The following is a 7,559-nucleotide window of genomic DNA, read 5'->3' on the forward strand; positions in this document are numbered from 1 at the left end:
ATATAAAGATGGATTTGAAAACATAGATGAATTTATAGCAGAGTGTTTTATGGCAAGTGAGCTTACAAATAAAATATCACTTGCAAATAAAGTGAAAGAACGAATTATCATTTGCAAAAAAGTTAAATTTGCATAGAAACTGCCTGAAAGCAGATACTAACTCAAAAAGATTTTGAGGTGAGAAGATGGCAGTTGCGCATAAAGGCAGTATTTCAATGGGTCTTGTTTTGATTCCGATAGGAATGTATAAGGCTACGGTGGATAATGATATCCATTTCAATCAGCTTGATAAGGAAAGTAAGGCTCGGATTAAATATAAAAAGTATTGTTCCCATTGTGGGAAAGAAGTGACGCCAACTGATATTATCAAAGGTTATGAGTATGAGAAAGATAAATATGTAGTCATGACGGATGAAGACCTAGAGAAGATTAAGACCAAAAAGGATAAGACAATCCATATTCTTCAGTTCGCTAAGATGTCTGAGGTCAATATGATTTACTATGAAAAGGATTACTACGCAGTCCCAGATACCGGGGCGGAAAAAGCCTATGAGCTGCTTCGTCAGTCATTACTTTCCCAGAAAAAAGTAGCCATTGCGAAAACAGTGATTGGAACGAATGAAAAGCTTCTGGTATTATATCCGACTAAGGATGGAATTATTGTGAAAACGTTATTCTATTATGATGAGATTGCTGCAATACCGAAAACGATTCCTAAGATGAAGTTGGATGAAAATGAACTGAACATGGCGAAAATGTTGATTGAAAATATGATCAAACCGTTTGTGGCAGAAGAATATCAGGATGAATATCAGGCTCGCCTTAGAGAAGCAATTATGAAGAAAATCCAGGGACAGGAGATTGTGGCAGTTGATACGACTGGTCCATCTAATGTGATTGATCTGATGGAAGCACTGCAGAAAAGTCTGGAATTGTCGAAGCATTCGGATAAAGAAAGTCAGAAGCGGCTGACGGGGACAGCTTAATGGATTTATTTGAAAGCCGGTCTGCACAACCGATGTTGATCGCACAGCAAAGGGAAGCATTTGACGATCCAGAGTGGATTTATGAACTGAAGATGGATGGATTCCGGTGTCTCTGCTATGCGAAGGACGGTATGGTGGATTTGAGGAATAAACGGAATATGCAGGTGAATTCACGGTTTCCGGAATTGATGTCCATTTACAAAAATATCAAAAGAACCAGTATTCAGGATGGGGAAATCGTAGTATTAGTAAATGGGATGCCAGATTTTTACCGCCTGCAGAAACGCACTCTATTAACGGATCGGTTTAAAATAGAGTTGGAGGCTTCCAGATATCCAGCTTCTTTTGTGACTTTTGACTGTATTTATCATGATGGGAAGGAACTAATATGGAATCCATTGATGGAGCGCAAGGAAGTGCTGCAGGATTTGATTACAGAATCTCCCAGAATTGCAGTATCGCGTTTTGTGGAAACCAATGGCCGGGCATTGTATCAGGCAGCGGAACAAAAACTCCTGGAAGGTGTGGTCGCAAAGAAGAAGGATAGTCTCTATCTTATGGGGAAAAGGACAAAAGACTGGATCAAGTTTAAAAGGATGGCGGATGAGGAATTTGTAGTAACCGGGTATATTCAAAAAGCGCAGCACACATTTAGCCTGATTCTAGCTAAATATCGGGGAGATATACTGATATATAAAGGCCATGTGACCGCTGGAGTTACGAAAGATGTGGTTTCAATGCTGGAGATAACAGGAATCAATCCATTCCGGATGTTGCCAACGGGCAATGAAGCGGCAATTTGGGTAAAAACCAATAGAGTCTGTGTTGTAGAGTATATGCCGAATACTATGAATTCTCTGAGACAGCCGGTATTCAAAGGATTTCGGGATGACGTGTTTCCAGAGGAAGTACAGATTGAAAATTGAAGTTACAAAAGCTCCTCATAGGACAAGATTTGGTGTTCTTTTCGTGAGGAGTATAATTTAAAAATTTTTTTTGACGCCTGGATTTATGGTATAATGAGTGAAAAACGTAGGAGAAACAACATGACAATAGGAATTATTGAAGATGATATATTATTGAATCAGGCGTTGGATACTGCCTTGCAGAATGCAGGTTATCATACCATATGTGTATTTAATGGGAAAGAAGCTCTTACTCTGTTTGGAGATGGTGTGTCTCTTCTTCTGATGGACATCGGACTTCCGGAAGAAGATGGAATTAGTTTATATCAGAAGCTTAGAAAAAAATGGAAAATCCCAGTTATCTTTCTAACAGCCCGGGACGAGGAAAGGGATATGTTAGCCGCATTTGACGAAGGCGCAGACGATTATGTAGTAAAGCCCTTTTCTATGAAAGTGTTATTGAAGAGAATCGAAGCGGTGCTGAAGCGAAATAGTAAAAATCAGATTCTGTCATGTGGGGAGATTACCCTGGACCTTTTAGGAAAACAAGTCTTTATAAATGAACAAGAGATTACGCTGACGGTAAAAGAGTATCAGTTGTTGGAGTATCTGATGCTGAACCAGGGGCAGGTATTGACAAAAGAAAATATTCTGGAGCAGATTTGGGGACTGGATGGGCAGTTTGTGGTAGATAATGCAGTCAGTGTTACCATTAACCGGCTGAGAAAAAAGATAGAACCCGATGCAAAAATGCCGACATATATAAAAAATGTGTTTGGGCTTGGGTACCGAATAGGAGATAAATAGTATGTGTTTTCAAGTCATAATAGCGGTTTTTGCAGGGATTCTGCTTGGAATTACCGTTATGTATTGTATGCAGAGGAGACAAAGAGAAGAAGAATTAAGGAAGATTACAAAATTAACAGAAGATATTTTGAAAGGGCAGGAGATCAAAACAGCAGCTTCAGGAGAAGAAACTTTGTATGCAAAGATTGAGCATCAGTTAGTGAGAATGCAGGAGTCAATGCAGGGAAGAAGAGATGCGGCGGAGAAAAGCCGTGATGAAATTCAGAAGTTGATTTCGGAGATTGCCCATCAGATGCGTACACCTCTAGCGAATATAGAAACATATATTGGATTTATGAGTGAGAATCTGACGGATGAAGAATCTTTAAGATATTTGTCAGCGATTGAAAATAGTGAAGCAAAATTATATTTCCTTGTAGAGAGTTTTATCAAGATGTCCCGATTGGAGCATCACATCATTCAGATTAAGAAAAAGGAAGAGGATATTCTGAAAACAATCCGAAACTCTCTTGGACAGATACAAAGCTGGGCAGAAGCGAAGGAGATTCAATTTGAGATTACATTTCCTAAGACAGCGGTTTGTAAGCATGATGCTAATTGGTTGGGGGAGGCAATTTATAATATTTTGGATAATGCAGTGAAGTATAGTGAAATAGGAGGTAAGGTTGAAGTTTCGATATCGGAGAATGAGATGTTTTTAAAGATTCAGGTAAGAGATTATGGAATCGGTATTGAATCGGGAGAGGAAAATCATATTTTTAAGAGATTCTATCGCGGAAAACGTGTCACAGTCCAGGAGGGATTTGGGATTGGCTTATATCTGACAAGGGAAATCGTGAATAGACATGGAGGGTTTTTGGTGGTAAAAAGAATGCAACCGGGATTAATGATGGAAATGAATCTTCCGCCTATTTGTTAGAAGTTTGTTAGATTTGTCCGGTATACTTGGCAGTGTGGGGAGAATTGCCAAATACAAGATAGGAGATACGTGTTTATGGAAATTGTGAAAGCCGTTGGCCTGAAAAAATATTATATTACTGATACATATGAAGTTCATGCATTAGACGGAGTAAGTCTTTCTGTGAAGGAGGGAGAATTTCTAGCAATTATCGGAACATCGGGAAGCGGAAAGACAACTCTTTTGAATCTGCTTGGGGGACTGGACATACCGACAGAAGGCGGGGTATGGATTCGGGGAAACAGCCTGAAAGACATGGAGGATGAAGAGAGAACTGTATTTCGCAGACGGAATATCGGTTTCATTTTCCAACAGTATAACTTAGTTCAAGTTCTTAGTGTATGTGAGAATATTATACTTCCGCTGCGGCTGGACGGAGCAGAGATAGATCAGGAGCTGCTGGATGAGGTGACTGCACTTTTGGGAATACGTGAGCAATTAGACCGATTACCACAGACGTTATCAGGCGGTCAGCAGCAGAGGGTGGCAATTGCCAGAGCACTTTTGGCAAAGCCTGCTATCCTGCTGGCAGATGAACCCACCGGCAGTTTGGATTCTGTTACCAGCATGGAAGTAATGGGACTTCTAAAAATCTGTGCAGAAAAATTTCATCAAACTGTGATTATTGTGACACATCAGGAAGAAGTAGCACAGATGGCAGATCGTATAATCAGGATAGAAGATGGAAGAATCTGTAAGGGTAGTCAAAACGAAAGTATCATGGATAAAAGTAATGCAGTCTGTGAGCAGGAGGTAAGTTATGACAGGTAATGGCTTTACTCCGAACAATAACAGACAGGTGATTCGAATGCTTTCCAAAGAGTTTGGCAGATTTAATAAGGGCAGAAACCGGATTCTCATGGGAGCAATTGTTTTATGCATTATTACGTTGACGATGGTATTTGGAATATCTTTTGGTAAGGTGCAGGCAGAATATATGAAAGCAGTAAGGGCGGCGGGAACGACAGCATCTGCCTGTATCGAAGATGCCGATGAGTCTCAGTATGAGAAGGTGTGTTCTCTTAGCTATGTGAAACAGGTGGGGCGTTGTGTGTCCGTAGGTACTGCAGCTTTTGAAGAGCAGCCTGTCTGCAAAATCCAGGTGTTGGATGATGTGGCCTGGGAGAAGATGATGCAACCTGCTTACACAGATATTTACGGACAGTATCCGAAGGAAAAGCAGGAGATTATGCTTTCGGTAAGAGCATTAAAAAGCATGGGAATCGATGATCCAGAGAAAGGAATGAAGGTTCGTCTTACAGTAACAATCGGACTGTTTCGAACAGAGCAGGAAGAATTCTGCCTTAGTGGATGGTATTCTGATTATGTGGATGACACATCTGGTTCGGCCATTGGTTATATTTCAGAAGCGAAACTGAAAGATTGGGGATATAGTATTCAGGAAAAAGCAGATTTATTGATTTGCCAGTCTGACAATATGGACTGGAGGGAGACAGAGGAACGGCTATATCAAGATGTGGCAGGAAAGACATCTGAACTGAAAATTACTGTATCCAACACTTATACCTATGATGCGGTAAATCGTCTGACAGGGAGTTATGGCATGGCGGCTCTTGGTGCGCTGGTGATACTGAGTGGTATGTTTTTCCTTGTTTATAATGTGATGCAGATTTCTATGACAGAGGATATTCGCCAAATGGGTCTGTTGAACACGATTGGGACGACAAGAAAACAAATACGGAAAATATATTTTGGGCAGATACGGAGAATTATGATTCCAGGGGTACTAGTGGGAGCATTTGCATCGGTATTCATTCTGGTGATCGTGATACCGAAAATATTGGGAAATCAGTATTTAAGTGGGTTTGGAGGTGCAAAAGAGTTCAGGGTATTCCGGTCAGAATTTCTGGTGGCTGCAGTGGTATTTACGATAACACTTACGATGGGAGCAGCGGCAGGCGTCATACATCATTTGGTAAATTTGTCCTGCATGGGAAGTATACATTATACCGGGCTGATCAAGAATAGGACAAGTAGGAAGAAAAAGTGGGGAGGATTCGGAAAAGAACAGACCCTGATAAGATGCAAAAAAAGAAATAGAACTGTAAATGGAGAATTATGGTATATGGCATGGCAGAATGTGACCAGATACAGGATTCGTTTCTTATTGACAATATTTTCTTTGTTTTTAGGTATGGAAGCTTGCTTAGGAGTTGTTGTTATCTCAAGAGGCAGTGATTATGTTCATGTGATAGAGAAGCGACCGGATTTTCTGATCGCTGGGGAATTCAGTGATTGGGGGCAAGAGGAAGGATATGGAAATGAATATAAGTCGAGAGATTTAGGGGAAGATCCGATGGAGACAGAAGGCGATAATTTCTGTCTGTTATATGGAAATGCATATGATGAGTTTTCACCTATTTCTTCGGATGTCAGGGAGCAATTATTAAGCCTTGAAGGAGTGGATGAAGAAAAGTCATATGTTATGGAAGGAGCCTATATGATTTCTACTATTTCTCAAAAAGGAATTCGTCCATTGGTAAGTAATTATTTTAATGTTGAGGAACAGGTGAAAGAAGGAGTCGGCTACAGTTATGATTATTCGATGGTTGAAGGAGTGGATGCGGATGTAATTCAGATATTGAGTGAGGAAGAAATCACCAGTCTGAGTCAGTATGTACAGGACAATCATTTATCGATAGATATGGAAGACCTGAAGAATGGTACTGGAGTGATGATTCTTCATGACCATCAATTATCGCCCAAGCAGGAGGAATTGGCAAAGGAAAGTATAGGAGAACCGATTTTTTTTACTAAGATGTTGTCAAAAGAAGCATGGATTTTATGGAATCAGTTGAGTTCAGAGGAATGGGACGCTATGGAGACAACAGAAATGTTTTCTGAAATTCAGTCAGAAACGTATACGCTATGTGGCTATCTGGATAATCGAGCAGAAGGTTTTCCGAATATACGCCAGACCTGGCACGGTTCAGAAGGACTGATTTATTATCTTATCAGTGAAAAAGGATTTGCGAAGCTGCCTACGGAGAAAAAGACCCTTTATATGGAACTTAATGTGGATCAAAAGAAGGAACCGCAGATTAAAACTGAGATTCAGAATATTTTATCTCAAGAGAATCGTAAGCGTGAGGAGATGACCGGCAACAAAGTGGATGGTGAGACCGGGGAGGCAGGAATCTTTTGTATCAGTAAGTCAGATTTGCTTGCAGAAGCAGCAAATTATATTCGGGGGAATCGTTTAATCCTTGGAAGTATAAGTGTCGTGTTGTTATTTGCGGGAGTGGCGAATTATTTTAATGTTATGGTTACGGAGATTATATCGAGAAAAAAAGAACTGGAAATTTTGGAAAGTATAGGGATGACCAAAAGGCAGAAACGAAAGTTATTGACAGTGGAAGGATTGTATTATTGTTTAGCCGTTGTGGCTTTGATGTTGACTGTGGGAAACGGGATTTTGTACTTGATTCGTTTTTATATGGAAGATAAGCTTTCGTATTTTGTCTTCACCTATCCAGTGGGGTGGTTAATTGTAGGGATAGGATGCCTGATTGGAATCTGCGCGATGATACCAAAGATGTTATATATTAAAAGGGATTTGAAAACTCCAAGACCCCAGTGTATAATGAACTCAGAAAGGTAATCAGATGCAAGATCTGATGCACTCAGTAAAATTTAATTTATTTCTATGTTAAGGCATAGCATCCATCAAACTTTCCTAGGGTTATCGTGGATGCTATTTCTTATTATGTCGGTTATCTAAGTAGGTCAAAGCCGCAACAAATATGGACCAATGAGTCGGTTTAAGTCTTGTAGATTTCAAGATATTAGGGTTTTATTCCTAATCGGAAGAATACAACTGGAAGAAGGGAAAAAAGGAGAGTGATTGTTTGATAACATAAGCAGAAAAATGATATACTTGAA

6 protein-coding genes are annotated in these 7,559 nt (G+C 40.0%); all 6 read left to right on the forward strand.

What is annotated here, in order from left to right:
• Nucleotides 1-185: 185 nt before the first annotated feature.
• The 6 genes from JQM82_RS13370 to JQM82_RS13395 all read left to right on the forward strand — a co-directional run bounded on the left by JQM82_RS13370 (nucleotide 186) and on the right by JQM82_RS13395 (nucleotide 7,278).
• Nucleotides 186-986: a Ku protein gene (locus JQM82_RS13370; RefSeq protein ID WP_235250875.1), complete on the forward strand. Its 801-nt coding sequence runs from the start codon at nucleotides 186-188 to the stop codon at nucleotides 984-986.
• The gene (locus tag JQM82_RS13375; protein ID WP_235250876.1) at nucleotides 986-1,912 is read left to right on the forward strand and encodes a DNA ligase; all 927 of its coding nucleotides are present in this window, start codon (nucleotides 986-988) and stop codon (nucleotides 1,910-1,912) included. Before JQM82_RS13370 ends, JQM82_RS13375 begins: the two co-directional genes overlap by 1 nt.
• 120 nt (nucleotides 1,913-2,032) lie before the next feature.
• The gene (locus JQM82_RS13380) at nucleotides 2,033-2,698 is read left to right on the forward strand and encodes a response regulator transcription factor (protein ID WP_235250878.1); all 666 of its coding nucleotides are present in this window, start codon (nucleotides 2,033-2,035) and stop codon (nucleotides 2,696-2,698) included.
• A 1-nt stretch (nucleotide 2,699) separates the two neighbouring features.
• The gene (locus JQM82_RS13385; RefSeq protein WP_235250879.1) at nucleotides 2,700-3,617 is read left to right on the forward strand and encodes a sensor histidine kinase; all 918 of its coding nucleotides are present in this window, start codon (nucleotides 2,700-2,702) and stop codon (nucleotides 3,615-3,617) included.
• A 75-nt stretch (nucleotides 3,618-3,692) separates the two neighbouring features.
• Complete coding sequence (locus tag JQM82_RS13390) at nucleotides 3,693-4,427, forward strand: ABC transporter ATP-binding protein (protein WP_235250880.1); 735 nt, start codon at nucleotides 3,693-3,695, stop codon at nucleotides 4,425-4,427.
• Nucleotides 4,417-7,278: an FtsX-like permease family protein gene (locus JQM82_RS13395; protein ID WP_235250881.1), complete on the forward strand. Its 2,862-nt coding sequence runs from the start codon at nucleotides 4,417-4,419 to the stop codon at nucleotides 7,276-7,278. The genes JQM82_RS13390 and JQM82_RS13395 overlap by 11 nt, the downstream gene beginning before the upstream one ends.
• Nucleotides 7,279-7,559: the final 281 nt, after the last annotated feature.

The organism is Faecalicatena contorta, assembly GCF_021531995.1.
Lineage (GTDB): Bacteria > Bacillota > Clostridia > Lachnospirales > Lachnospiraceae > Dorea_A > Dorea_A contorta_A.